The sequence below is a fragment of the Lunatimonas lonarensis genome (assembly GCF_000390185.1).
Taxonomy (GTDB): domain Bacteria; phylum Bacteroidota; class Bacteroidia; order Cytophagales; family Cyclobacteriaceae; genus Lunatimonas; species Lunatimonas lonarensis.
This window is the reverse complement of the sequence record NZ_AQHR01000050.1, coordinates 1-23,438: the sequence shown is the minus strand read 5'-3', so window position 1 is coordinate 23,438 and position 23,438 is coordinate 1. Positions and strand designations below refer to the sequence as shown.

Below are 23,438 nucleotides of genomic sequence, written 5' to 3'. Positions count from 1 at the left end.
TTGTTCGCCCAAAGAGTAGTTGGCTTGACTGGCATATTGTGCTTTCCCAAAACATAACCCCACACACAGCATGAGTATTAACGTAGGCTTATTGAAGAAGATATGTGAATTGCCCGGTGCTCCCGGTTTTGAAAAGCAGATCAGGGACTTCATTTTGGCTGAGGTAAGCCCGTTGGTGGACACGGTTGAGGTCGATAATATGGGCAATGTCATCGCCGTAAAAGAAGGAAAGCGTAATCCCGAAAAAAAGCGCGTCATGGTAGCCGCGCACATGGATGAAATCGGCTTCATCGTGACCCATATCGATCAGGACGGATTTCTCCGTTTTCATACCTTGGGAGGTTTTGACCCCAAAACACTGACCGCCCAGCGGGTTATTGTTCATGGAAAGCAGGATCTGATAGGGGTGATGGGCAGTAAGCCCATCCATGTTATGACTCAGGAAGAACGCCAAAAGCTGCCAAAGACCACTGATTTTTTCATCGACTTGGGTATGGGCAAGGAAGAAGTGGAAAAATACGTATCCATCGGGGATCCTATCACCCGGGAGCGGGCCTTGATAGAGATGGGGGACTGTGTTAACTGCAAGTCAATAGATAACCGGGTAGCCGTTTTTATTTTGTTGGAGGCATTGAGATCGCTCGATAATCCAGCCTACGATGTTTACGCCACCTTTACGGTACAGGAAGAGGTAGGGCTTCGCGGAGCCAATGTATCTGCCCATCTGATCAACCCGGATTTTGGCATAGGCTTGGATACGACCATCGCCTATGATGTACCTGGATCCGCTGCTCATGAAAAAATCACCGAGCTGGGCAAAGGAACGGCGATAAAAATCATGGATGCCTCAGCTATATGCGATTACCGGATGGTATCCTTTATGAAAGAGACGGCGACCGCGCGTGGGATAAAATGGCAACCTGAAATCCTAACTGCGGGAGGAACAGACACCGCGGGGGTGCAACGAATGGGGAAACAAGGGGCGATAGCCGGGGCTATTTCCATCCCTACCCGCCATCTGCACCAGGTTATCGAAATGGCCCATAAAGAGGACATACACGCCAGTATCGAGTTGCTGCGGGCATGTTTGGAAGAAGTCGACCGATTCGACTGGAGCCACTGAAGAAGGAGCATTCTGATCAGGTTTTGATCCGTTTTTTCGGGACTTTCTTCTGGAGGTATTTTGCCAGTTCCTCGTACTTCTCGTGTTCGTGGTTGCTGATGGAAAAAGAGTTGTTGCGGTCGAGCAAGATATTCAGGTGTTTGAATTCCCGTTTATTTGCCTTTATCACTTCCTCTTGCCAACCAAGTATGGCAGAGATGGGATAGCTGGCCCGCAGCGATTTCAGCGGAATACGAACAACCAGTTCGTTGTTTCCCGCCGAGATGAATTTGAATCCGGCCATCATTTTTACCAGGAGCAGGAGCAACACGACGGTCAACAGTGGGCAGGCAATCAGATAAAACCAGAGGCCGTAGGTTTGATGGCGCGAAAAATCAAACAGAAGATAGACCAATCCAGCAATCAAAACCAATACGATCAGGATCAAAGAAATATAGGTTTTCGTCTTGGGCCTGCAATGGATCATAGTAGTTGGGTTTTAAGTTCTTTCAATTTGTTTTCAGAAAAGATAGTCAATTCCGGAAAAAAGGCATTGAAATAACCTTCAAACTCACTGTGGTGTTTTTCGAGGTAGTAGGGGGCTTTTTCCAAATTGGATTTGAAGGTAGTGCGGTAGGAAATCCCGGTCAGGGCCCGCTTTATGCCTGCCGCGGTACCATAGGCAACGAGCCAGTTCTCTTTTTGCATGTACTTGAATGCTTCGCTGAATTTTTTTGGCAAGATGTTTCTGTGAGCTTCCATGAGCCTATAGGTGTTTTCGGCAAACTCTTCCAACGGCACCGTATGGTGTTGATGCCAATTTTTGGCGAGGAAATAGTCAAAAAACATGTCGGTGATCACAGACGAGTACCTGGCAAAAACCGGTTTTAGCAAAAGCTGTGATTCCTTTACCAACGGATGCAGGTCGGTGAAACGGTCAATTTCCCGGTGCAGTTTGATTCCCATTACTATTTCCGGTACAAACTGCGCATATAGATCCCCTTTGACAAAATCACCTATAAAATTGCCAACCAGTACTTCTGGATGATCAAAAGACAAATATGCATGCGCCAGAAAATTCACAAAGAATAAAACAATTAACTTTGGATACAGCTAGTACTGAAAGGATGGGTAATCAAACAACATGGCAAATATACAGGAAGAATTACTAAACACTAAAAATCTTTTAAAAGCAGAGTGGAAGGAGGATCTGGAGCAATACAAAAGCAAAACGCGTGGTAAATCGATTGCCGAGCGGATAGACGCGGGCACCTGTCTCTATCCGCTTCAAATACAGCGGGTTCGTACGGGATTGGCGGATAAGATCATGGTGGAGGTCAGGCAGTTGGGTAGCCGACATGGGCATGGTTTTCAATCTGGCAAATCAGTGTGTTTTTTTTGTAACTCTGGCGAGGGTGATTCGGCAAAGAATAGCATAAATGGTGTGGTAAACTTTGTGAAAGGCGATACCATGATGATGACGCTCCATGTCGAGGAAATGCCGGCTTGGCTTTACGAGGGCAAGCTGGGAGTAGATTTGCTGTTTGACGAAAGTACATATAGGCAGATGGAATCCGCGTTGAATAGGATTTCCAGGGCGGAGTCGGGACGTTTGGCGGAATTGAAACAGGTGTTGCTGGGTGCTCAGCCCGGGAAATTTGAGCAAGAGAGCCCTATGGAACCATACCCCTCTGACTTGAATGAGGGGCAATTGGAAGCCATACGTCTCGTGGTTCAGGCAAGGGATGTGGCGGTTATTCATGGCCCTCCTGGAACCGGAAAAACCACCACGTTGGTAGCCGCTGTGAAGGAAGTGCTCAAACGTCACGTACAGGTATTGGTTTGCGCTCCCAGCAATGCAGCAGTTGACCTATTGGTGGAAAAATTGTCGACAACCGGCATAGAGACAGTCCGGATCGGTCACCCGGCCAGGGTGGATGATCAAATTATCGATCAGACGATGGATGCGAAAGTCGGTCAGCACCCTGCCTATCGAGACCTGAAGCGGCTTAAAAAGTCCCACGCGGACCTTAAACGGCAGGCAGGTAAATACAAGCGCAACTACGGAGTGCGTGAGCGAAGCCAAAAACAACAGCTTTTCGATGAAGCCCGCAGGGTATGGGATGAAATAGGTCTTTTGGAAGATTATATCCGCTTTGGTGTGTTGCAGCAGGCAAGGGTCATTGCCACTACCCTGACAGGTGCGTCATCGGCTGTACTCAAGGGGATGCACTTTCCAGTGGTGTTTATAGACGAAGCAGCACAGGGGCTGGAACCTGCCACTTGGATTCCGGTGCTGGTAAGCGATAAGGTGGTGATGGCTGGTGATCATTGCCAGCTTCCACCCACGATCAAGTCTTCAGAGGCGGCAAAAAGGGGACTGCGTGAAACGCTTTTTGAAAAGGTGATTCTGCGCCAGCCCAAGGTATCCCAGATGCTTTGGATGCAATACCGTATGCCGGAAGTAATCATGGGTTTTTCCAGCAGGTATTTCTATGAAGACAGGCTGCTTGCCGCACCGAATACAGCATTTCACCGGTTAGGAGAAGAGCCAATCCTTACCTTTATTGACACCGCAGGAAGCGGCTATACGGAATTTACCGATAAGGAGACCTTGAGCACACGGAACAACGAAGAGGCGAGATTTATTCTTCAGTTGCTGACAGACCTGGTCAAGCGATTGGGCACCAAGGTATTTGTTCAGGAAGGGCGGGATATTGGGTTGATTTCTCCCTACCGTGCCCAGGTAGAGTACCTAAAGGAGTTGGTTGCGGGAGATGATGCGTTTTTGGTGCTGCGTTCTTTGCAGTCCCAGCTGACCATCGATACGATAGACGGGTTTCAGGGGCAGGAGCGGGATCTCGTGTTGATAAGTTTGGTGAGGAGCAACGCCGGAGGGGAAATCGGATTTCTATCGGATGTTCGCCGGATGAATGTGGCCCTAACCCGTGCAAAGCGCCAGTTGATTGTGGTGGGGGACAGTTCAACCCTTGCAAGCCACCCCTTCTACGAACGCTTTTTCGACTATATCGACGAAAAAGAATGCTACAGTAGCGTATACGAATGGATCGAAAGCTGAGTGGCGTTTTGCCCTTCGTAAATCGCCTCACTGATTCCACGGTCGAGGTTTCGGAGATAACTCTTCGCGAGCCAAAAGAAAAAGAAGAGGTTTGTTCGCATTTGACTAGAGTCTCGACGTAGACATTTCAAAGATAGGTCAAATTGCAAGGCCACCTAATTAGCCCTTACCGTTATTCGCCAATAAAACTTTCACCTGATATATGCCTTATCTAGGTATTGAAGGACTTTTCCAAAATGCGTAGAGCCTTCTAAAATAGATTCGGGCACTTCCTTGCCATACAGTCGGCTCAGCAACAGGCCGTAAAGCGCATGGACGCACACTTGGATCTCGTGTCCTGGGTCGGCTGTACCGGCTTCCAATACCAGGCTGACCACGTGGGGTTTGGCATCCTGATAGAGTGCGAAGTATTCCCTGTCTGTTTTTAGTAGCTGCCAATGAAGTTCGGCAAGTTGGTCTACATGCTTTTGTACGTATGCCAAATGCCCGGTCCTTTCGATGTTTTCCGCTATCATTTGGGAACACAAATCCCCAAACCACTCCATGGTTTTCGCCTTTTCTTCTTCCGAAACGGGGTATTGGGATACCACATACTGTCGGATATCCTCTAGATTAAAATGATACGACCGGATGAGATCCTCCATCTGGTACATGTAAAGCAGGTATTCGCCGATTCTCTCGGTGTATTTTTGATGTGCAATAGATTCCACGGAACAGGCGGTTTATCGGATGGCTGATTTCAGCTTTTCCAGTTCTTTTTTAAAATAGTCATCCCACTTTTTCTGCATGGACGGATTCCTGGGCTTGGTAGTCTCCAAGTCATAGAGTTGATCCATCTGTTTCCATGACCGAAAATGACGGTTTATGATTTGGTTGAGCTGCGATTTGTAATTGGTGGGGTGAAACTGGTAGTCCTGGGCTTCTTTGACGATGCGGTACCCGATGATCTGGGCAATCAGAAAATGGCCGTTTTCGTGGTGCAATACCTGAGATTTTGTATCACTGTCATTGGAAGACAAGAAGGATTCGGTTACTAGTGATAGGTCGTTTTGGTGTTTTACAATGGCCTTGACGTCCAGCATCACGTGGTTTCCCTTTGGGATTACCTTAAGGATCTCTATATCGCAGGTACTAAGACAGAGGGCATTGATACTGGTTTTGCCCTGTATTACCTTTACGGTCTTAAAATCCTTCCATTCCAGGGTTCGTTTGGGTGTAATAGCCACCTTTTCGTCGTCGTTGTCAAGTGGTTCGGCTCCTACAGCGAGGAAGCAACAGACCCACATACACAAAAAGATCGCATAGCTCAACTTACTGAAACGCATGGGTCAAATTTAGGGTAATTTTGCCTTTTCTGTAAACAGAATAAAAGGATTTTAGGTTTGCCACTCAAGGGATGCGATAAGAATATAATTCTTACTAGCATTCTAAAACCCTAACTATTTACTATTTTTGCACCCGCTATGGATATGCAAAAAATTCGAAATTTCTGTATCATTGCCCATATTGATCACGGGAAGAGTACACTGGCAGATCGTCTGTTACAGTTTACCAACACGGTCTCAGACCGGGAGATGCAGGATCAGCTATTGGATAATATGGACTTGGAGCGGGAACGTGGAATCACCATAAAATCCCACGCCATCCAAATGAAATATACCTACAAGGGGGAGGAGTACACCCTCAACTTGATCGATACGCCGGGCCATGTGGATTTTTCTTATGAAGTGTCCCGTTCTATTGCCGCTTGCGAGGGAGCCTTGTTGATAGTAGATGCCTCACAGGGAGTGGAAGCGCAGACCATTTCAAACCTTTATCTGGCTATTGGGCATGATTTGGAGATTATACCCGTATTGAACAAGATCGATCTGCCCGGGGCAGACCCGGAAGTGGTTGCCGATGAAGTAATGGACCTGATAGGCTGCGACCGGGAAGATATTATTTTGGCTTCCGGCAAGGAAGGCCTCGGGATAGAAGATATCCTCAATGCCGTCGTGGATCGCATTCCGGCTCCCAAAGGAGATGAGGAGGAGCCTTTGCAGGCAATGATCTTTGATTCGGTCTATAACCCTTTCAGGGGGGTAGAGGTAATTTTTCGTATTTTCAATGGCACCATTAACAAGGGAGATCGCATCAAGTTTGTTAATACAGGAAGGGAATATGAGGCCGACGAAATAGGTATTTTGGGGATACAGCAGAAGCCGCAACAGACCATGAAGGCAGGTAACGTGGGTTACCTTATTTCCGGTATTAAGGTGGCCAAAGAAGTAAAGGTCGGGGATACCATCACCCATGTAAAGCGACCTTGTTCTTCCAGTATCCAAGGCTTTGAAAACGTTAAGCCCATGGTCTTCGCTGGTATTTATCCAGTGGATACGACCGATTTCGAAGAGCTGAGGGCTTCGATGGAGAAGCTTCAGCTTAACGATGCATCCCTCGTTTGGGAACCCGAGACCTCTGCGGCACTTGGATTTGGCTTCCGATGTGGCTTTCTGGGAATGCTCCACATGGAGATCATTCAGGAGCGGTTGGAGCGTGAGTTTGACATGACGGTGATTACTACCGTGCCGTCTGTGCAATTTCGGGCTTTGATGAACAACGATCAGTACAAGATCGTAAACGCACCCTCCGATATGCCTGAGCCCAACCTGTTTAAGCATATCGAAGAGCCTTTTGTGAAGGTTTCCATCATTACCGCAGCAGACTATGTAGGGCCCGTCATCCAGTTGTGTATGGAAAAGCGTGGCCAGATAAAAAACCAGGTATACTTAACGGCGGAACGGGTGGAACTCGCGTTTGAAATGCCATTGGTGGAAATTGTATTTGACTTTTTTGACAAGTTAAAAACGATATCCCGAGGATATGCCTCCCTGGATTACGAGCTGATCGGTTTCAAGCAATCCCACATGGTTCGCCTGGACGTGATGTTGAACGGTGAACCCGTTGATGCTCTCTCGGCGATCGTTCACAGGGATAAAGCGTATGAATGGGGAAAGCGGCTTTGTGAGAAGCTAAAGGAGTTGGTGCCTAGGCAAATGTTTGAAATAGCGATTCAGGCAGCGATCGGTTCCAAGATTATCGCCCGTGAAACGGTGAAGGCAATGCGCAAAAACGTGTTGGCGAAATGTTATGGCGGCGATATTTCCCGTAAGCGGAAGCTTTTGGAAAAACAGAAGAAAGGGAAAAAACGCATGCGGCAGGTTGGAAACGTAGAAGTGCCACAGGAGGCCTTCATGGCGGTTCTGAAACTGGATTAAGCATCATTCACTAAGGTTTCGAGCTTATTTGGTAATACTTGGGAAATCATCGTTGTCCGATCTTCCGCCGAAGCTTTTTTTTGAATCATTTGACAAAAAACAAACAAGATGGCCATTTTAATAGACGGAAAAAAAACCGCTGAGGAAATAAAATCTGAGATAGCCGCCAGGGTGACAGAGATCAAGGAAGCGAAGGGCAAAACCCCTCATTTGGCAGCCGTGCTGGTAGGGGATGATGGAGCAAGCCAAACGTATGTGGGCGCCAAGGTGAAGGCCTGTGAACAGGTTGGTTTCCAGTCCACGCTGGTTCGATTGGATGCAACGATTTCCGAAGAGGAGCTGCTCCGTGAGGTGCAGCGTATCAACGAAGACCCTGCTATTGATGGACTTATCGTTCAGTTGCCGCTACCAAAGCATATTTCGGTGGAAAAGGTGACCTCCAAAATCAAGCCGGAGAAAGATGTGGATGGTTTTACCCCGGCAAACGTCGGGAGGATGGCGTTGAATTGGCCCACCTATGTTTCCGCGACTCCCTATGGTATTTTGGAACTGCTAAAGCGGTATGGTATTGAGACTGCCGGCAAACACTGCGTGGTTATTGGAAGAAGCCATATAGTAGGTTCTCCTATGAGTATTTTGATGGCCAGAAACGATAATCCGGGCAACTGTACCGTTACCCTGACTCATAGTCGCACACAAAACCTTCCTGAAATTGCCAGATCGGCGGATATTCTGATTGTTGCGCTGGGCAAGCCGGAATTTGTTACCGGAGATATGGTCAAGGAGGGTGCCGTGGTCATCGATGTAGGCATACACCGAATCGCGGATGAAAGCAAAAAGAGTGGCTTTCGATTGATTGGAGATGTGAAGTTTGACGAGGTGGCGCCCAAGGCGGCGGCTATTACACCGGTGCCAGGCGGTGTGGGTCCTATGACGATTGCTTCGTTGCTGTATAACACCTTGTTAGCTGCGGAGAATAAAATTTATTCCTAGTCCGTCCGTTTAGAAAATAAGTATCCACAGCGGTTCGATCACCCGCTTTACCAAAAATTTGATGCAGGAATCAGAATTATTGAAGCAAGGGCTTGCACTGCCTTTGATGGAAGCATTTTACACCATTCAGGGCGAGGGCAGGTATACCGGACATTCGGCTTACTTCATACGGTTGGGCGGTTGTGACGTGGGCTGTGTGTGGTGCGATGTTAAGGATTCTTGGGATGTTTCCCGTTGGCCGTTGGTTCGTATTGAGGACATGGTCGAGGAAGCACTTCAGTACCCGGGAAGGCTCGTAGTTATCACGGGTGGGGAGCCGTTGATGCATGAGTTGGGCCCCTTGACCAAGTTGCTTAGAGCAAAGGGATTCCAGGTTAATTTGGAAACATCGGGTGCCCATCCATTTTCGGGAGAGTTTGATTGGGTGTGTTTATCACCCAAGAAATTCAAAGCCCCGCACCCTGATATCTACCAAAGAGCCAATGAGCTCAAGGTGGTGGTGTATCATCGAAGTGATTTTGCTTTTGCCGAGCAGCACGCGGCGAGGGTTTCGGAAAATTGTGTAAAGCTACTCCAACCTGAATGGTCAAAATCTAGCGAAATACTGGAAAAAATAATAACTTATGCGAAAAATCACCCCGTTTGGCAGATTTCGCTACAGACGCATAAATTTATGAATATTCCCTAAGGTATGCTACGCCGCCTATTGCTTTGTGTTACGGTATTTGTTTGTCCGTTGATACTTATCGGCCAGCAGGAGTATTCCATCATAGACAAGCGGGCGATACGTTTCTACGAAGAGGGAGAGCGGTTTTTGGGTCAGCGGCAATGGGACGAGGCGGCGCACAATTATCGGGCAGCCTATGAGAGGAGCAGCGATTTTTTTGAAGCTTACCTTAGGCACGCGCAGGTTTTACTCAGAAAAGGCAGCCCGGATGCCGCGCTGGAAATCGCCGAAAAGGGAGAGCGCAGGATAAAGGGTCAGCAGCGTTTCAAGGGTCAGTTCGGTTTTTTGATTTCGGAGATCTATTTTCAAAAGGGTGATTTTCAGCCTGCCATTGAGAGGATGGAGCAGAGCTTACCGTTTTTGGATGAGACGATCACCAGCTCCGAGCATTTTAAGCTACGGAGCAAGCAAATGGATTTTATAGGAGAGCAGCTGTTGAGGCCAAAAGACATTACAAAAGAGCGGCTTCCCGACCCATTAAATCGGTTTCGGCTGCAGTACTTTCCGGTTTTGACTGCGGACAGCAAGAAAATATTGTTTACGAAGCGGGACGGGATACTGAATCACGAGCATGAAGACATTTTTGTGTCCTATTTGGAGGAGGATGCGTCTTGGGCCGAGCCAGAGCCGATATCCCAAGTCATCAATTCCCGATTTAACGAGGGTACCTGCACGATTTCGGCCGATGGGAATATGCTGATTTTTACCTCTTGCGATACGCCGGATTCCTTTGGCAGCTGCGATCTGTATATATCGCAGAAGGAAAAAGGGGTTTGGCAGCGGCCCGTGAATATGGGCAAAAACGTCAATTCCCGTTTTTGGGATTCGCAGCCCTCGTTGTCTGCCGATGGCCGGGTTCTTTTCTTCTCTTCCAATCGCAGGGATGGATTTGGTGGAAACGATATTTGGTTTTCCCGAAGGAAGGAAGATGGCTCCTGGGGAGTGGCTGAAAACCTTGGCCCCACCATAAATACAGAAAGAGACGAAGTATCTCCTTTCATTTTTTTCAACAACGAAGTGCTGTTTTTTGCTTCGGATGGGCATTTGGGCTTTGGGGGAAAGGATTTGTTTCTGTCGAGATTTGAGGGAGGCGCGTTTGGTGAGCCAGAAAATCTGGGGTATCCGATCAATGATCAAAATGATCAATTGGCCCTTTTTATCACGGCCCAAATGGACTACGCTTATTACACCCAAAATTTGTTTCAGTCGGGACGGCTGGACAGCAGCTTCCTGTATAGGTTTAATTTTCCCAGAGAGATTTACCTAGGGGAGATGATTTTGGTCACTGAGGGGCTGGTCAGGGATGGCAAGACAGGACTACCTATTGATGCTCGACTGTCCTTGGTTCGCCTGGATAACGACAGTACTCTGTACGAATTTCGGTCCGACGGAAAAACGGGAGAGTTTGTGATGTTATATCCGGATAAGGCACAGACGGGCTTATATGTCGAGCGGGATGGCTTTATTCCCAAGATCTTTAACGTGGAGAAGGATAGCTTAAAAAACCGGGATAACCTGGTGATTTCACTCGATCCGATCGAAAGTGGCAATTACTTTATTTTTGAAAATGTTTTTTTTGAATTCGATAAGTCGGACTTTCAGGGCAGCTCGGTTTCCTCTCTCAACCGATTGGTCAATTTTTTGGAAAGAAACGCAGAGATACGTATTCGCATAGAAGGGCATACCGATAATGTGGGAAATCCGGGCTACAATGAGCGGCTCAGTTTGCAAAGAGCCCAAAGTGTGAAGGATTTTTTGGTACAAAAGGGCATCCTCTCCGATCGGGTGATCGTCGTTGGCAAAGGCGATAAGTCCCCGATGGTTCCCAACGATTCGGATGAAAACAGGGCACTAAACCGAAGAATTGAAGTGGTAATTCAATAGTGGCTTTGAACAGTCTCGCTATTCTTTTGTTTTGCCGATTACATTCTTTTATCTTTTTTTTAAACCCAATTTGCCTTCCTGAGTTTTATCTAAAGTTATCTCGTAAATAAAGTGTTGAAACACTTTAATTAATGCGGTTAATTTTGATATATTGGTAGGATTCTTACTCCTTAAAAAACACACTATGAGGATAGCTTTACTGGCGTTGCTCTTTCTCTTTTCAGCTTCTACGGTTGTGTTCTCTCAAACCAGGACGGTTCGTGGGGTGGTGGTTTCTTCCGAAGACGGAGAGCCCATACCTGGGGTTACCGTGGTAATCAGAGGCACAACCCAGGGAACCATTACCGACCTGGATGGGAATTTTGAGCTTTCCATACCGGAGGATCGAAATGTGCTGGTATTCAGGTTTGTGGGCTTGCAGACCCAAGAGGTGGCGATCGGCAACCGTGCCAATTTGAATATCACGATGCAGCCGGAGCTTACCTCTCTAAGTGAAGTGGTAGTAACTGCCTATGGAGATCAGACAAGAAGGGAAGTGACCGGGGCTATCGCCTCAGTCAAGGGAGAAGTTTTTCAAGACCTCCCCATGCAGTCATTCGATAGGGCCATGCAGGGGCGTGTTGCCGGAGTACAGGTAACCGCTGCGTCGGGACAGCCTGGAGGCACCCTAAACGTTCGTATCCGCGGAGTGGGTTCCATCAACGCGGGTACCCAGCCTCTTTACATCGTAGACGGCGTTCAGTTAGCTCCCGGGGGACTATCCGGGCAGGGGTCGCAAAATGCCTTGGCCTCCATCAATCCCAATGACATTGAGTCCATTGAAGTATTCAAAGACGCAGCAGCGGCGTCGATCTATGGGGCACAGGCATCCAATGGGGTCGTTTTGATTACCACTAAGAGAGGCAAGCAGGGCAAGACAAATGTCCGGATAAGTGCACAGGAAGGGATTGTACAGCCCATTGCTTTTTATGATATGATGAACGCCAATCAGTTGGCATCCATCAAACGGCAAGCATACATCAATGCGGGATTGAATCCTGCAGAAGCGGAACAGATCTTTGGCAGTCCGGGTGACCGTCAGTTGCAGACCACCGACTGGCTCGGCGCGCTTTACCGCGACGGTCGGCTGCAGATTTACGATATGTCCATGTCAGGAGGGGATGATCGGACCCAGTTTTTTATTTCGGGATCCCATACCTTTCAGCAGGGACAGATCATCCGATCGGATTATTCCAGGACTACAGGAAGGTTAAACCTTACCCACCGCGCAAACGAACGATTCACCATCAATGCCAACCTTTCCCTCTCCAGACAAATCACAAACGGTACTATCGACCGGGGGAACTTTGTCAATAGCCCTTTTATTTCCGGGTTTGTATCCAGGCCAAATGTACCGATCTACAATGAGGACGGCACGTTTGCGGAGTATCCAAGCGAACATTTATTTGGATACAACATTGTGCAGGGAGTAAACCAGGAGCTCCGTAGGGCTACGACCTACCAATCGGTATCAAATCTGCAGATGACCTATCAGATCCTGCCCTGGCTTGGTTTTACGGCTTTTGGAGGTATAGACTTTTCAGACAACAGAGACGAAAACAACCGACCATCTACCATACCTGTCTTTTCAGCGTATGGGGGTTCCTCTACCTACACAGACCGGAGGGTCGTGAACTCGAATGCCAACGGTAACTTCAATGTGAACAAACGATTCAACGGCGTCCATTCCATTTCGGGGATTTTGGGCTATGAATACAAAGGGGAAACATCGGAGGCAACTTCTGCCACCGGGCGGGGATTCCCGAACCCTGTTCTCCGGTATTTACAGAACGCGGCACAGCCATTTGACGTAGGGGGATTTTTTACGGAATACAAGCGCGCAGGATTTTTCTCACAGGCGAAATACGACTACGCAGACAAATATACCTTTGATATCACCGCCCGTAGGGATGGGTCATCCAGATTTGGTGCCAATACCCGCTGGGGCAATTTTGGCGCCGTATCTGCCGGTTGGCGGCTCTCGGAGGAGGCATTCCTGCAAAACAAGGTTTGGTTGGATAACCTTAGGTTACGGGCTTCCTATGGGATCACGGGCAACTCGGATATTGGCAACTTTGCCGCCAGAACATTGGTCGGCACCTCGGGTCAATACCTGGGCTTGGGAGCCCTGCGCTTTTCCCAGCTTGGAAACGATTTGTTGACCTGGGAAGAAGCGGCCTCTACAAATATTGGCGTAGATGGTACCTTTTTTAACGGTAGGGTAATTGCCACGGTAGATGTTTGGCGCAAGGATTCCAGACGGCTATTGTTTGAAACCCAGCTCCCTATAGACTCCGGTTTCGGGGCCATTACCCGCAATACCGGAAAGCTTCGAAATCAAGGGGTTGACTTTGACCTACAAACCACAAATGTGGTTTGGGGCAAGTTCAAATGGAACACCGCGTTTAACATTTCCATTTTCTCCAATGAACTCCTTGAACTGTACGAGGGGCTCGATCGGATCGGCAACGACCTGATTGTGGGGAAGCCCGTTGATTTTTATTATGCCTATGAGTTTGCAGGTGTCAACCCGGCAAATGGTTCTCCGATGTACTTCGATCAATTTGGAGAGTATACTTACCTCCTTTCAGACGACGATCAAAAGTACATAGGAAGCGCCCTGCCATGGAACTTTGGCGGACTATCGAATACCCTAAGCTACGGCCCCGTTTCTTTGGAAGTATTTTTCCAATACCAATACGGTAACCTGGCATTTAACCAAGACCTATATAATATCGCCCAGGCAGGATCCATCGGGCAGGATAATCAGTCGGTGGATCAGACCTTTTTCTGGCGCAGACCCGGAGATATTACCAATGTTCCCAGGCCCTACGAAGGAGGCAGGATTCCTGGACATTCGGGGTATCAGCAGTTTTCCACCAAGCAGATTTCCGATGGAAGTTATATACGTCTGAAGCAGGTGACGTTGGATTATACGCTGCCTCTGCGAATTACCCAAAAAGCGAAGATCGAATCGGCCAAGTTTTTTGTGCAGGCCATCAATCTATGGACCTTGACCAAGTACAACGGATTGGATCCGGAGGTCAATTCGCTGGGAAATACCTATGGTACGTATCCCAACTCAAGACAGATAACAGCAGGCGTTAATTTGAATTTCTGATAGGTATGAAGATGAAAGCGAGCGCATTATTATTTTCCATCATTTGTACGGCATCTACGCTTTCCTGTACAGATTTGGAGACCACCCCCCGCCAAAGCTTGACACCTGAAGTGGCACTCAGTGACGTAGCGGGTTATCAGGCCGTGGCCAATTCCATGTATAGCCTGGCTAATACATTTACTTATTATGGCCAGCAGATGATGATCGCCCCGGAGATCTTGGCTGATAACCTGCGGCTGGTGGCGAATACAGGACGCTACCAAGGCGAGGAGGCCAATGGCGACAGAGACCATATTGGGCTATGGAACGGTATCGTTTACGGCGGAATCAATGATGCCAATATCATACTGGCCGGAATCGACGACGAGAACGTACGGGGAGAACAAGCCGATAAGGACATAATCAAAGGCGAAGCCTTTTTTATGCGGGCATTGTTTTACTTCGATTTGTGCCGGGTGTATGGATACGAGCCGGGGAAGGAGGTCAACGGATTTGATTTGGGGCCTATTTTGAGGACCACGCCGACCCTAGCGGCCTCTGATGCAGATTTCCGGGCCCGCTCTACCGTACTCCAGGTTTACGAACAAATCGAGTCGGATCTGTTGGAATCGATCTCACTGTTACCGCTTGTGCCGGTAGGATCCGAGGGCGTATACTATGCAAATGCCGGTGCGGCATTGACGCTGTTGGCACGACTATACCTGTATTGGGGCAGGATGCAGGATGCGGAGGCAGCGGCCACCACGATCATGAATGCGTTGGGGCTCAGGTCGAACGGTGATGGGCTATTGGAGGCGGGACAATACGTACAGGGTTTTTCCAGAGCTCCCCATCCCGAGTCTGTTTTTGAGCTCGAGCTTCGGGTGGTGGACTGGAGTAGTGTGGATGGAGTGAATAACTCGTTGAACTCGCTTACTTCCAATACAGATCCGAGTGCGCAATTTATCATCGCAGCTTCCAATGAATTGATGGCTGCTTACGAACCACAGGATGTCCGTAGGAACTGCTGGGCGGAAACGACCAGGGATGGGATCGAGGGGCCGGTTTTCGCCAGCAGAAAGTGGACCGGCTTCAAAGGGGATTTCCTAGAGAATATCCCGGTCATTCGGGCTGCCGAGCTTTATTTGATCCGTGCAGAAGCCAGGTATCAATCCAATCCGGCAGGTGCCCGTGCCGATATCAACGCGCTGCGATCCAAGCGGGGGCTAGGTCCTATTGATAATTTACTTTCTGGACAGGCTCTTTTTAACCGGATCCTGCTGGAGAGAAGGCTTGAATTTGCGCTTGAGGGACACCGGTTTTTTGATCTCAAGCGAAATGGCTTGAATATCACAAAGCACGCAAATTTCGAAGAAGTGCCCTATACGGACTACCGGATACTGTCCAATATCCCCTTGGCACAGGTTCAGTTAAACGATCGATTGGTTCAAAATCCCGGATATTAGCTATGAAACAGGTATTAAAAGGCATAACGAAGGGAGGGATACTGCTCCTCATCGGGCTGATTGGGTTTTCCTGTATGGAGGAATCCGGGTTTACCATTATCTGGACCGGATTAGAGGTGGAGTTTGAGGAGGCATCCAGGCCAAATGGTTCCGTCCGAAGAGTGGTTACCCAAAATTCGGCCAATCAGGTGGATCAAACTACTGTTAGGGTCAATCTGGTAGGGGCCCACATAGACCAACAGGTTCAGGTAACCATTGGGGTGGATCCAAGTTCCACTGCGGTGCGCAACGTACATTTCCGTCTGCCCCAAAATCAGGTGACCATCGCGCCCAACACCAGCTTTGTGGAGGTGCCCATTGAGATCCTGACCGGCAACTTGGCTTCTGGCGAGGAGCCAAACCTGGTGCTTCAGATACTGGATGCGGGAAATACAAAGATCAGTGCAAACTACAATAAGGTTACGGTGGAAATTCGCCTATCCTGTCCCTCTGCTTTGGCTGGAAGATACAGTACAGTGAATGTCGGCACAGGAGGGACAACCAATTCCCAAGTTACGATTACCGAAATCGAGCCATTCACGTACCGTATCTCCGACATTACAGGGGGCGTATACGCCCAAGTATTCGGTGCGAGTGATAATCCGGCGATATTCACCGAGTTGTGCGGTGTGATTACCATTACCGATCAGCCCGACGTGGTGTTTGGGGGTGGCGTATTCAATGGTACCGGTAGGGTAAATGCTGACGGAACCCTTCGCATCAATTGGAGGAATGACGCGGAGGAAAGTGGTGTCACCACCCTTACCAGAATACCATAAGAGGTGGCTTAGGCGAAGAAGGATAACCAGCCTGCATGATATAGTTGCCGGCGGAATGACATAAGACAGTTATGAGAATAGGAATTTTAGGTGGGGTATTGCTGATGATCTCCCTGCAGGTCTTTGCCCAAGACCCGAACGCACAGCGTTCCGAGCTGCTGGAAGTGCGCCGGGAGGTGGTGGAAGGACTACGCCGCCAAGCGCGCCAGTATAATTTGACTGTTGAGGAGAAAACAGCGATAACCCGGCGGTTGGGTATTCCCATGGTCATCGATTTGGATTCTGAACGACAGGCCCGTTTTCAATACCTGGACGACAATGCCCACCCCGTCTATTTTACCACCCACAATGTCGCAGCGGCCATAACGAACGGCGCGCGTGCCCTGCAGGCTGGGGGAAGCTTGAATCTTGGCTTGGCAGGTCAGGGTATGGTGATAGGAATATACGATCAGACCCGCCCAAGGGCAAACCACAATGAATTTGGCAATCGGGTAACGCAGATTGACGGCTCTACCGAAACACTGAGTAACCATGCAACCCACGTAACGGGTACTATCCTCGCACGAGGTAATAATCCCAATGCAAGAGGCATGGCCAATGAAGCTACCGGTTGGGCATTCAACTGGGATGCGGATATCTCCAAGATGCTGCAAAATGGCTACGATCCGGATATGCTGCCGACAGGTCATTTGGTATCCAACCACTCCTACGGGATACTAGTGGGTTGGTTTAGAGATAACAATGGCAATTGGGCCTGGTCCGGCAATGAAAGCGTAAGTCCTAGGGAAGACTACCGTTTCGGTTTTTATACGAACCGAACGAGACAGATTGATGAGGTAACGTTTGCAAAACCTTTCTATACCGTGGTGTGGGCGGCCGGTAACGATCGAAACGACGTGGGGGATGGAACCCGTGACTCGGATGGCCCGGGAGACTCCATTGGTCCGGAGGGCGTGGCAAAAAACAACATTGTGGTCGGGGCTGTCAATTCGGTGACCAACTATACCGGGCCTCAGTCAGTAGTTATGAGTCCGTTTTCAAGTTGGGGGCCCGTGGACGATGGTAGAATCAAGCCGGACTTGGTGTCCATGGGGGTGAATGTATTTAGTTCTTCTATCATCAACGACGGAGCAGGAGACGGGTATGCCTCCTTAAGTGGGACGTCCATGGCAGCTCCCAATGTCTCTGGAGCCTTTTTATTGTTGCAAGAGCTTTACCGAAACCGAAATGCGGGACGTTTCATGCGGTCGGCTACCGTCAAGGCATTGGCAATTCATACCGCAAGGGAGGCAGGTATGAACGATGGGCCTGATTACATGTTTGGCTGGGGTCTTCTGGATGCGGAAGCCGCTGCCAGAATGATCATCGATGAAAACGGTACCTCTCGGGTAATCAGGGAAGTGACCTTGGAGAATGGCCAATCCTATGAGTTCGATTTTATTTCAGACGGAGTGGAACCTATCGTAGCAACTCTTGCCTGGACGGATCCGCCTGGCACTCCTCCCGCACCGTCCCTTAACCCCCGTACGCCCATGTTGGTCAACGACTTGGATATGCGTATTATCAGTGAGGATGGCACGGTTTTTTTTCCTTGGTCATTAAATCCCGCCAATGGAGTGAGTGCTGTGGCGGCAAGAAACGTGGACAATGCCCGTGACAACGTAGAGAAGATTGAAATTCGAGCACCCTTGCCACAGCGGTTTACCGTGCGGATTACGCATAAACGAACCTTGCAGCATGCTCGGCAGCCGTTCAGCTTGGTCTTGTCCGCAGGCGTTGTTGATGGCCAGGTCAATACCCTCTACTGGATCGGCCAGAATTCGACATGGAATAGCCCTACCAATTGGTCGCTTACCAGCAATGGTCCCCCGGCGGGATTAGTGCCGGGCGCAGGAACCCGCGTCGTGATCGATCGTCCCGTACCGGGCAACCGCATTGTATTGAATGCAAATACCCGGGTCTTTAGCCTTAATGTATTTGGTACCAATCCCCTGGAGTTGGATTTGGCAGGTAATGAACTGGTACTTGAAAGCGGCTTTCGTTCAAGTAACCCACAGACTCGGGTAAGAGGTGGCAGCGTGGTGCTGGCCAATACAGGAACCAATGAAAACGTACTTGATTTTGGGCAGGTAACTTTTGAGCAGTTGGGTGTTCGTATCCAAAGTGGAAGCTGGAGGGTGATCTCTTCGCCAACCCTACAGGATCTGGAAATTAGGGATGCCACGGTTAACTTTGACCTAACGGCGATATCATTACAGAATTTATCGGTGCAGCAAAATGCTTCCGTACGGGGGAGATTAGATCGGATCAATTTCGCCGGCAACGTGGATATTGCCTCGGGGGCTGAGATAGATGGCCAGTTTACGTTTAGGTTTACCGGGTCTTCGGGATCCTTCAGCGACCTGTCTAGGAAATCCCTCGGTGGATTTATTGCAGAGGGAGGAAGCTTGGTGTTGGAGTCCATCGGTACCATCGGGGATTTTCAAATTCGATCCGGAGCGGTGAGGATGGATCAGCAAGAAACCGAGGTGCAGACCCTTTCGCTGTCCCGAGGCATTGAGTTGGTGCTGGCAGATGGGGCGATCTTGAGGGTGGCCACCAATCTGCTACATGACGAGGTCGGCACTGGGGTTACCCGTATCCGGTCTGACGGTAAGGCAACCCTATCCCATCCCGTTTACAGAAAGTACTGTTTCAGACAGGTGAGCGTAACCAACGTTGACTTAGCGGGGGATGCGATTGTTAACTTGGGGCCGGGTGCCACCATTACGAACAGCCAAAATTGGCTCAATATAGTATGCGATAATGTGCTCTTTCCCAACTTCGAAGCCAGGTTTACCTGTGTGGGTGGACTTACTGAGTTTGTCAACCTCACCGAAGGAAATGTGACTTCCTACAGTTGGAATTTCGGCAACTTTGGTTCCTCTACGGCTGAAAATCCTACGTTTATGTTCAATACCGCTCGTACTTACAGCGTTACCTTGGTGGTGCGTGGTCCGGGAGGACAGCGAAGTTTTCAGCGAAATATTACCGTCACACCCAATTCCCTCCGCCAGCCAGAGATTGTGGTGAACGGATCGCAACTCACCTCTCTGGTGCCGGCAGCTAGGTACCAATGGTACAGAAATGGGGTTCGCTTGCCCAATGCCACGTCCCGCACGTTGATGGCAGCCGACGGAGGTTCGTACCAAGTAGCCGTGATAGACGATCAGTGCAACCGCCTCTCCAGTGCGGTGGTGATTTCCAGTCTGGAACCAGCCCCCGAACCGGAACTGGCCAGACAGGGGTATTCGATAGGCCCCAATCCATTTGATAAGCAAGTCACCGTCACGATCAATAACGGTCACCGGGGAATGGTGCATTACGGGCTTTACTCCAGTTCAGGGGTCTTGGTCAGCAGCTTCGAGCTCATGAAAAACCAGCAGCAGGTTACACATGAGCTCGAGATGCCAGAGGCAAAAGGGCTTTATTTGATGATCATTCGGGCTGGTTCGGAAGTCGTGCAGCATAAGTTGGTAAAACAGTAGAGCTGATCGGTTTTTGGAGTTGGAGGGAAATGAAGCCAGCCAAAAGTAAAAAGGCACTTTCCTGGCTACAAGGAATGTGAGTATGGCGGATCGATCTGCTTAGCGAGGAAAGGAAATGCCTACCTGATGTGAAGTATTCGTTTTTAATTAAAGAAGTTTGCCATTTACCACGTCGATTGGATATTCAAAGATTCAAGATACTAAGTAATATAAAGTCTAATAATTAATTTCACAAAACCTTTTCAGTTCCTCGTTTGGCTTCTGAAAATGGGAGAACATTTTCCAGAATGCCACCAACCTCTCTTCCATGGTATGGACATACCTGTTGTGCGTAATTTTCTTTCTCATATACCACCATGCCCTCTGGATCGGGTTTAGCTCCGGGGAATAGGGCGGCAGGTAGACTAGCTCCATCTTAGTGTTCTTCAGCATCCATTTTTTCAGCAGCTTGACATGGCGGTACCTGACATTGTCCAAGACGATTGTTATCCGTGATTGATCACTGTATGTGTCCCTCACCTTCTTGAGGTGCTTCTTGAAGCTTTTGTAGTTGCCTTTTTTGTGAAACGACACCGTTATCTGTCCGGTGTCGAAGTTGTAGCTGCCCATGGCGCTCAGCCTTTCCGTACCCCTCTGTTTGGCAATGATCTTTGGCCGGCTGCCCACCATGCCCCATTTGTAGCCTACGGTCGCGGTATTTGAAAGGGAGAACTCATCCTCATAACCTGAGTTCGATTAATAAATCCTTGCCAATCCGTCGTTCTGAGGGGATCTTAAAGGTGTGTGAAAGTAGTGAATAATTTAATTTGAATAATATCTACAATTGGTAAATTCAAATATATTAACCATATATTTTCTTTGTTAGATTTAAAATAAATCCGTCCAAAATTAGAAAAAGCCATGTTTTTTTGTTTATTTAAGGTTCTGAAAAACAACTCCTTAACTACTCAAGCATGGCTTTAACTGACGACAAAATTACCGAAATTTTCTATCTTATCGACGAATTCCACATCCAATTTCAAAAACCCGTCGGAAACCACCTGCTGGGAAACAAACCCAAGAGAACCCCTAGGATGAGCCACAGCGAGGTCATCACCATCATGGTAATGTTCCATTCCGGCGGTTTCAGGAACATGAAGCATTTCTATCTCTATTATATTAAAGTCCACATGCCGCACCTGTTTCCCGACACTGTCTCCTACAACCGGTTTGTTGAACTCATGCAGGCGGCTTCCCTGCCCATGGCCATATTCCTGAAAACCTGTTGCCTGGGAGAGGGGACCGGTATATCCTTTGCCGATTCAACCCCGATCAGGGTATGCAAGAACAAGAGGATCAAGAGAAACAGGGTCTTCAAGGGCATTGCCCAGGTGGGCAAGTCGACGATGGGCTATTTCTTTGGCTTTAAACTCCACCTGGTAATCAACGACAAAGGTGAGCTGCTCAACTTTGTCATAACCCAGGGAAATGTAGACGACAGGGAACCATTGAAGAGCAAAAAGTTCGTGAACCAGCTTAAGGGAAAACTTTACGCTGACAAAGGGGATATTTCAAAAGAATTGACCGAATTGTTGTTCATGGATGGCCTTCACCTGATAACCAACATCAGAAACAACATGAAAAACACGCTGATGGAACTAAAGGACAAGATTATGCTCCGCAAAAGGTCTGTCATAGAAACGGTCAACGACGAACTCAAAAACATGTGCCAGATCGAACATTCCAGACACAGGTGCTTCGGCAATTTCATCACCAACTTGATATCCAGACTGATCGCATACTGCTTCTTCCCCAAAAAACCGGCAATCAAGTATGACGCCGTCCAAACAACCCAAATTGCCCTATTTTAAAATCGAACTCAGGTTAATACAGCAAAACCGTGTCAGCCGGGCTTTCCAGGAGTTTTTTTTAGACTGTCCTTGAAATCCTCCTGGGCCTCTTGGTCCGCCTCAGGATAGAACCCCTTTGCCTTCTGGTAGCTGAACCCAAGCTTTTTGATTATATTGTATATCTGGGCCTTCTTGAATCTGACCCCGAAGTTCTTGTCAACCCAGTCTATGAGAACAGGGCCCGTCCAGGTCTCCGTGTTATAGCCATGGCCGACAGGAGACTCGCCCAACAAAAGATCCGATAAAGCCCCCATCTGCTCGGGGGACAGAGATGGTCTCCTCCCCCTTCCCGGTTTGTCCCTCAACCCGTCTGTGCCCTCAAGCTCGAACCGGTGGACGCAGTTGGTGATCTGCTTGAAGCTTGTCTGATACAGCTCCTCAAGTTTCCGGCTCGGTTGACCGAGGGCGACCTAGTAAACGGCATAAAGCCTCAAACCAATGGTGTAGCGTTCATCTTTTTTGATCAGGGCTTTTATCTCCTCCGGATAATACCCCTTGACTTTAAGCACTGGTCTTCCCATGATTTTTTGTCTTTTCGGGAAGATAATGATAATTTGTGTAATTTATAAATAGGCTTTATATAGGTAAAAATATTAGAAAAAAAGACAAGGGTTTTTGCACGTTTTAAGCGTAAAAGCTATATTTGAGATGATCATGGTTTTACCTAGGATGATAGCGGTTTTTTTAGGTATTGAGGGGATGGTAGGTTTGACGGCCCAGAGTAAATTGTTTTCTATTGTGGCTTTCAGAAATAGTGAGCCGTGCGTATCTGTCACAAAAGCTATTAAATCATTTGTTAGTTAATATATTTTCGCGTCAATCTTTAACTTTTCTCTATGGGTAGCACGTCAAAATTTAAATCGAGATTAGAGATGGCCCTAGCCTATGGCATGGACCGCAAAACGTTTCGGAAGAAGCTTGAGTATCACGAAATTTTTTTACCCAATGGATTAATTTCCCCTGCGGATCAGCGTCGGATATATGATAAGCTGGGCATGCCTGATAAAAAGATACCGGGTTAAAAATCAAGCTACAATGCGGACCAACTCAAAATCTGTTTTGTTATTTTTATCTATGAGTATCCCTGTCGCTTCCCGTAGATTGAAAGAGAGATCTCGGGCCGAGGCTATATTTGTTGGCACGGATCTGGAAAAGTACTGTCCCAAACTATTCCGGACATGTTGTCATGGCAGAAGGTAGACATCTATCCGATCGAAACCCGTATTCCCGAAGATAGCGCCGGGTTGGTGAATATGTCCGATGTAATAGATGGTGTCTGGTACGTAAAGCTTGGGGATACACCGCCCGACCTCATGTCAGATTTTTAACAAAATATGGAGATTCATGACGGCAGGATCTTTATGAGGGATGCGACGCAAAAGCAGGTCTATGTCATTTAGACCAATGGAAATTTTTTGTACGCCAAATATCCTTTGGGAGATGCCACAGTGAATTTGGAAGGGCGGGTAGTATCGCCGTAGACCGATATAAAAATAGGTTGGTCATTCACGATGATGGCTTGTCAAAAGTCCTTTACTATACCCTGGATGGGGAGTT

Annotated in this window: 17 protein-coding genes and 1 pseudogene; 12 read left to right on the top strand and 6 right to left on the bottom strand. The window is 48.3% G+C overall.

Annotated features, from left to right (window positions below; translation table 11 throughout):
• Positions 1-70 precede the first annotated feature (70 nt).
• Positions 71-1,123, top strand: a complete 1,053-nt coding sequence (locus ADIS_RS08180) for a M42 family metallopeptidase (RefSeq protein WP_010853958.1) — start codon at positions 71-73, stop codon at positions 1,121-1,123.
• Positions 1,124-1,139: 16 nt separating this feature from the next.
• Here ADIS_RS08180 and ADIS_RS08175 read toward each other — a convergent pair whose 3' ends face one another.
• Both ADIS_RS08175 and ADIS_RS08170 read right to left on the bottom strand, forming a co-directional pair.
• Positions 1,140-1,589 carry a hypothetical protein gene (locus tag ADIS_RS08175; protein WP_010853957.1) on the bottom strand — a complete coding sequence of 150 codons (450 nt, stop codon included), beginning with the start codon at positions 1,587-1,589 and terminating at the stop codon, positions 1,140-1,142.
• Positions 1,586-2,185, bottom strand: a complete 600-nt coding sequence (locus tag ADIS_RS08170; RefSeq protein WP_035805227.1) for an acyl carrier protein phosphodiesterase — start codon at positions 2,183-2,185, stop codon at positions 1,586-1,588. The genes ADIS_RS08175 and ADIS_RS08170 overlap by 4 nt, the downstream gene beginning before the upstream one ends.
• Before the next feature lie 61 nt (positions 2,186-2,246).
• Between ADIS_RS08170 and ADIS_RS08165 the strand changes: the two genes are divergently transcribed.
• A complete protein-coding gene (locus ADIS_RS08165; RefSeq protein ID WP_010853955.1) occupies positions 2,247-4,181 on the top strand; it encodes an AAA domain-containing protein in 1,935 nt (644 codons plus the stop codon).
• Positions 4,182-4,372: 191 nt separating this feature from the next.
• Here the strand turns inward: ADIS_RS08165 and ADIS_RS08160 are convergent, their stop codons facing one another.
• Both ADIS_RS08160 and ADIS_RS08155 read right to left on the bottom strand, forming a co-directional pair.
• Positions 4,373-4,891: a DUF4924 family protein gene (locus ADIS_RS08160; RefSeq protein ID WP_010853953.1), complete on the bottom strand. Its 519-nt coding sequence runs from the start codon at positions 4,889-4,891 to the stop codon at positions 4,373-4,375.
• 12 nt (positions 4,892-4,903) lie between these two features.
• Positions 4,904-5,506 carry a hypothetical protein gene (locus ADIS_RS08155; protein WP_035805225.1) on the bottom strand — a complete coding sequence of 201 codons (603 nt, stop codon included), beginning with the start codon at positions 5,504-5,506 and terminating at the stop codon, positions 4,904-4,906.
• A 138-nt stretch (positions 5,507-5,644) separates the two neighbouring features.
• On the opposite strand from ADIS_RS08155, the gene lepA reads away from it, so the two are divergent.
• From lepA to ADIS_RS08115, 8 genes are all read left to right on the top strand, one after another.
• Complete coding sequence (lepA, locus tag ADIS_RS08150) at positions 5,645-7,438, top strand: translation elongation factor 4 (RefSeq protein WP_010853951.1); 1,794 nt, start codon at positions 5,645-5,647, stop codon at positions 7,436-7,438.
• Positions 7,439-7,546: 108 nt separating this feature from the next.
• Positions 7,547-8,431 carry a bifunctional methylenetetrahydrofolate dehydrogenase/methenyltetrahydrofolate cyclohydrolase FolD gene (gene folD / locus ADIS_RS08145; protein ID WP_010853949.1) on the top strand — a complete coding sequence of 295 codons (885 nt, stop codon included), beginning with the start codon at positions 7,547-7,549 and terminating at the stop codon, positions 8,429-8,431.
• Positions 8,432-8,492: 61 nt separating this feature from the next.
• Positions 8,493-9,119, top strand: a complete 627-nt coding sequence (locus ADIS_RS08140) for a 7-carboxy-7-deazaguanine synthase QueE (RefSeq protein ID WP_010853948.1) — start codon at positions 8,493-8,495, stop codon at positions 9,117-9,119.
• Positions 9,120-9,122: 3 nt separating this feature from the next.
• The gene (locus ADIS_RS08135) at positions 9,123-11,042 is read left to right on the top strand and encodes an OmpA family protein (RefSeq protein ID WP_010853947.1); all 1,920 of its coding nucleotides are present in this window, start codon (positions 9,123-9,125) and stop codon (positions 11,040-11,042) included.
• 184 nt (positions 11,043-11,226) lie between these two features.
• The gene (locus tag ADIS_RS08130; RefSeq protein ID WP_010853946.1) at positions 11,227-14,202 is read left to right on the top strand and encodes a SusC/RagA family TonB-linked outer membrane protein; all 2,976 of its coding nucleotides are present in this window, start codon (positions 11,227-11,229) and stop codon (positions 14,200-14,202) included.
• A gap of 5 nt (positions 14,203-14,207) precedes the next feature.
• Positions 14,208-15,647, top strand: a complete 1,440-nt coding sequence (locus tag ADIS_RS08125) for a RagB/SusD family nutrient uptake outer membrane protein (protein ID WP_010853945.1) — start codon at positions 14,208-14,210, stop codon at positions 15,645-15,647.
• Positions 15,648-15,649: 2 nt separating this feature from the next.
• Positions 15,650-16,465, top strand: coding sequence for a DUF4843 domain-containing protein (locus ADIS_RS08120; protein ID WP_010853944.1), 816 nt, complete (start codon positions 15,650-15,652; stop codon positions 16,463-16,465).
• Positions 16,466-16,536: 71 nt separating this feature from the next.
• A complete protein-coding gene (locus ADIS_RS08115; RefSeq protein ID WP_010853943.1) occupies positions 16,537-19,992 on the top strand; it encodes a S8 family serine peptidase in 3,456 nt (1,151 codons plus the stop codon).
• Between the two features lie 216 nt (positions 19,993-20,208).
• Here ADIS_RS08115 and ADIS_RS08110 read toward each other — a convergent pair.
• Positions 20,209-20,703: pseudogene (locus ADIS_RS08110) on the bottom strand (IS630 family transposase); the annotation flags it as partial.
• Positions 20,704-20,945: 242 nt separating this feature from the next.
• On the opposite strand from ADIS_RS08110, the gene ADIS_RS08105 reads away from it, so the two are divergent.
• Positions 20,946-21,842, top strand: a complete 897-nt coding sequence (locus ADIS_RS08105) for an IS982 family transposase (RefSeq protein WP_035805222.1) — start codon at positions 20,946-20,948, stop codon at positions 21,840-21,842.
• Between the two features lie 32 nt (positions 21,843-21,874).
• Here the strand turns inward: ADIS_RS08105 and ADIS_RS22285 are convergent, their stop codons facing one another.
• On the bottom strand, positions 21,875-22,231 hold the full coding sequence (locus tag ADIS_RS22285) for a winged helix-turn-helix domain-containing protein (protein ID WP_262493038.1): 357 nt from the start codon (positions 22,229-22,231) through the stop codon (positions 21,875-21,877).
• An 828-nt stretch (positions 22,232-23,059) separates the two neighbouring features.
• Between ADIS_RS22285 and ADIS_RS22935 the strand changes: the two genes are divergently transcribed.
• Entirely contained in the window at positions 23,060-23,209 is a 150-nt protein-coding gene (locus tag ADIS_RS22935; RefSeq protein WP_010853936.1) for a hypothetical protein, read from the top strand.
• Positions 23,210-23,438: the final 229 nt, after the last annotated feature.

Bases quoted from the DNA above. Each gene is read 5' to 3' on its own strand.
- ADIS_RS22935 (WP_010853936.1), top strand. From the start codon at position 23,060: ATGTTGTCATGGCAGAAGGTAGACATCTATCCGATCGAAACCCGTATT.
- ADIS_RS08125 (WP_010853945.1), top strand. From the start codon at position 14,208: ATGAAGATGAAAGCGAGCGCATTATTATTTTCCATCATTTGTACGGCA.
- ADIS_RS08180 (WP_010853958.1), top strand. From the start codon at position 71: ATGAGTATTAACGTAGGCTTATTGAAGAAGATATGTGAATTGCCCGGT.
- ADIS_RS08130 (WP_010853946.1), top strand. From the start codon at position 11,227: ATGAGGATAGCTTTACTGGCGTTGCTCTTTCTCTTTTCAGCTTCTACG.
- ADIS_RS08115 (WP_010853943.1), top strand. From the start codon at position 16,537: ATGAGAATAGGAATTTTAGGTGGGGTATTGCTGATGATCTCCCTGCAG.
- ADIS_RS08105 (WP_035805222.1), top strand. From the start codon at position 20,946: ATGGCTTTAACTGACGACAAAATTACCGAAATTTTCTATCTTATCGAC.
- ADIS_RS08165 (WP_010853955.1), top strand. From the start codon at position 2,247: ATGGCAAATATACAGGAAGAATTACTAAACACTAAAAATCTTTTAAAA.
- folD (WP_010853949.1), top strand. From the start codon at position 7,547: ATGGCCATTTTAATAGACGGAAAAAAAACCGCTGAGGAAATAAAATCT.
- lepA (WP_010853951.1), top strand. From the start codon at position 5,645: ATGGATATGCAAAAAATTCGAAATTTCTGTATCATTGCCCATATTGAT.
- ADIS_RS08175 (WP_010853957.1), bottom strand. From the start codon at position 1,589: ATGATCCATTGCAGGCCCAAGACGAAAACCTATATTTCTTTGATCCTG.
- ADIS_RS08120 (WP_010853944.1), top strand. From the start codon at position 15,650: ATGAAACAGGTATTAAAAGGCATAACGAAGGGAGGGATACTGCTCCTC.
- ADIS_RS08155 (WP_035805225.1), bottom strand. From the start codon at position 5,506: ATGCGTTTCAGTAAGTTGAGCTATGCGATCTTTTTGTGTATGTGGGTC.
- ADIS_RS08135 (WP_010853947.1), top strand. From the start codon at position 9,123: ATGCTACGCCGCCTATTGCTTTGTGTTACGGTATTTGTTTGTCCGTTG.
- ADIS_RS08140 (WP_010853948.1), top strand. From the start codon at position 8,493: ATGCAGGAATCAGAATTATTGAAGCAAGGGCTTGCACTGCCTTTGATG.